Below are 216 nucleotides of genomic sequence, written 5' to 3'. Positions count from 1 at the left end.
TGTGGACCTGGTCATTCCCATCCTGTGCAGTGTTACACTGGTCTGCAATTTCATTTTTGCGTTCTGGCGCAGCCGTTTTACCCAGAATGCGCTGGTGTATATGCTGCTGAACATGCGGCAGAAACTGGTGGACGATGACCGCGGCGGCCTGGAGGAGATGTTCCGTCTTTCCACCAAGCGGCGGGAAGCTTTCGACAAGCGATAAACCATAAAAAA

At 52.3% G+C, this 216-nt stretch carries 1 pseudogene; it reads left to right on the top strand.

The features are described 5' to 3' along the window. Nucleotides 1–205, top strand: a pseudogene (locus H6B10_RS18615) (hypothetical protein); the annotation flags it as partial. Nucleotides 206–216: the final 11 nt, after the last annotated feature.

Source organism: Gemmiger formicilis, from assembly GCF_016901605.1.
GTDB classification, from domain to species: Bacteria; Bacillota; Clostridia; order Oscillospirales; family Ruminococcaceae; genus Gemmiger; species Gemmiger formicilis_B.
This window is presented reverse-complemented; position numbering and strand designations above follow the sequence as displayed.